Genomic DNA, 2,303 nt, shown 5'->3' on the forward strand with positions numbered 1-2,303 from the left:
TGGAAACCTTGGTTTAGGGGAGGGCTCGGCAATACCTGTAGGCGTTCCTATTCCATGGCCTACCGCTACCCCCCCTTCAGGCTGGTTAAAGTGTAATGGAGCACTATTTAACGCAACGTCTTATCCAGAACTCGCAAAAGTGTACCCTGCACTGAAACTTCTTGATCTACGTGGAGAATTTATTCGCGGCTGGGATGATGGACGGGACGTAGACTCTGGACGTGGCCTTGGTACTAATCAGGATGCAACAAGTATCCGTACCGCCGCACTGGACTACCCCGGAATAGATAGCACCATTGATGGAGCCACAATAGGAACTGCCTACAGTCAGGCAGATTCTGTATCACTTACACAACCTACTGATGCTAAAGCAGGCAATAACACCGCATTAGGTAGCATTTTATTTGATAATTGTATGACCGCAACACAATTACAGGCTGGGCAAAAAAATGGTGCTATTTGGGTTAAGTTTCGCCCTCGTAACATCGCACTAAACTATATCGTAAGGGCTGCATAATGAATGAGAAACTAGCAAATACTGTCGATTTTGACGAGAATGGTTTGGCAAAATTTTCTGGTATTGTTTCAGTGTATAATTTTTCTTCATTAACGGGGGAGTTTACTGGAACATGTGAGGAATATTTGATGGCTGGCATCAGCATTCCCGAAAACAGCACTATCCTGCCACCTCCTGAAACCAAAAAAAATACGCTTTCAATCTTTCAGGACGGTGCCTGGCATACCATTAAGGATCATCGTGGTGAAACTATATATTCTACCATTGATGGGGGTGCTATTAATATTACCCAGCCAGGGGATTACCCTTCAGAAACAACATCATTAAAACCCTCAACTAATTTCGATAAGTGGAATGGTATGGCGTGGATCACTGATGCCAATGCCCAGAAAGCAGCTAGCATTAAAGAAGCGGAATTAAAGAAAGAGGTATTGATAAAAGAGGCAAACGAAAAGACTCAGGCATGGCAGACACAGCTTCTCCTCGGGATTATCTCAGATGAGGATAAAGACTCGCTCATAACCTGGATGAAATACGTCCAGGCGGTACAGGCTGTAGATCCGCAAACTGCTCCGTCTATTACCTGGCCGGTTAAGCCAGTTTAAAATGATTGCCGCCGATTATAAGGCGGCTATATTTACTCCGAACGGGCTTATACTATTCCCGTCGCAGAATGCTATAATAATTTATTGAATTTTATGAACCACCCCTAAATACATTAATAATCTTTGCTCTATAAAATGCCCGCTCTCGCGGGCATTATTCATTCAGGCTTCACTGGCCATGTGATATCTGGAGCTTTATTGGTATCCACTCGACTAAGTAATACCCTGTATTTTTTCCACGCGGCAAGGCGCGTCGCCTCCTCATCAGTTGCCATACCCACATCGACGGCATCCTGCAAGGGCGCGATAACTTGTCCCGCTTCAGCCATAAGACCTGTAAGTTGCGAAGAGGCAAAAAACACCGGGCCCTCAACTTCAATAACCTGAGCAGTAAAAACACCATCTTTGTAGTCATCATTCTGAGCGGGTTTATTTCCCAGCGCAGTAATGTCGACCCATTTTAATGAAGGGTGGTAAAGCTTCTCAGGTGCAATATCGAGAGAAACAACCTCGGCAACCTTATTATTTTCAATTCGTGCATACGTTTTCATTAACTGTATTCCTCAATATAAATTACACCATGACTTCCGAAGCTGCCGATATAAGGGTCGGTTCGTGTATTACCCCCGCCGCCTGCGCCGTATATTGTCTTACGCCAGCTGGTAGATCCTTCCCCGCTTCGACTGCCTCCCCCCCAGTAACTCGCTCCGCCATCACCAGAACCACCACAGTAAGGGTTGGCGGCTCCTACTATTCCAGGCGCATCGCTACCATCGCCGCCCTGAATATTTAAATCCCCCCCCACGGCCAGGCCACCTCCACCTCCCGCATCGCCACCCTGATTATCTGCTCCATTCGCAGCCGTCAGTAAACCATTGAACGTACTGCTGGTCGCGCCCAGGGTATCGTCAGCCCCTCGTCCAACAATGCCTGCATAGGTTTTTGAGTCATCCACATCAAGCCATGCAATAGCAGTGGCACCTGCCCCGCCACCGGCTCCTCGTGAACGGTAGTTTTCGCCCCAACCAAGAAAGCCATAGCCGTGCCCCCCTCCACCGGTAAGAATAATCTTTATCTTTCTGGTACCGGATGACGGCTGATAAGTAATATTACCCGGTGCGGTGAAAATCCGACGGCCCATAAAACGACCTGAAAATTTATCGCTTAAACCAAGGTTTCCA

At 47.2% G+C, this 2,303-nt stretch carries 3 protein-coding genes and 1 pseudogene; 2 read left to right on the forward strand and 2 right to left on the reverse strand.

Annotated features, from left to right (window positions below; translation table 11 throughout):
- On the forward strand, positions 1-517 hold a 517-nt coding region (locus A1830_RS21990), incomplete at its 5' end, for a phage tail protein (protein WP_231877700.1).
- Positions 517-1,122: a tail fiber assembly protein gene (locus tag A1830_RS20760; protein WP_067710497.1), complete on the forward strand. Its 606-nt coding sequence runs from the start codon at positions 517-519 to the stop codon at positions 1,120-1,122. The genes A1830_RS21990 and A1830_RS20760, both read left to right, overlap by 1 nt.
- Before the next feature lie 158 nt (positions 1,123-1,280).
- Here A1830_RS20760 and A1830_RS20765 read toward each other — a convergent pair whose 3' ends face one another.
- The gene (locus A1830_RS20765) at positions 1,281-1,673 is read right to left on the reverse strand and encodes a tail fiber assembly protein (RefSeq protein ID WP_067710499.1); all 393 of its coding nucleotides are present in this window, start codon (positions 1,671-1,673) and stop codon (positions 1,281-1,283) included.
- Positions 1,673-2,303: pseudogene (locus A1830_RS20770) on the reverse strand (phage tail protein); the annotation flags it as partial. The pseudogene A1830_RS20770 and the gene A1830_RS20765, both read right to left, overlap by 1 nt.

It is taken from the genome of Erwinia sp. ErVv1 (genome assembly GCF_900068895.1).
In the GTDB taxonomy this organism is placed as follows: domain Bacteria; phylum Pseudomonadota; class Gammaproteobacteria; order Enterobacterales; family Enterobacteriaceae; genus Erwinia.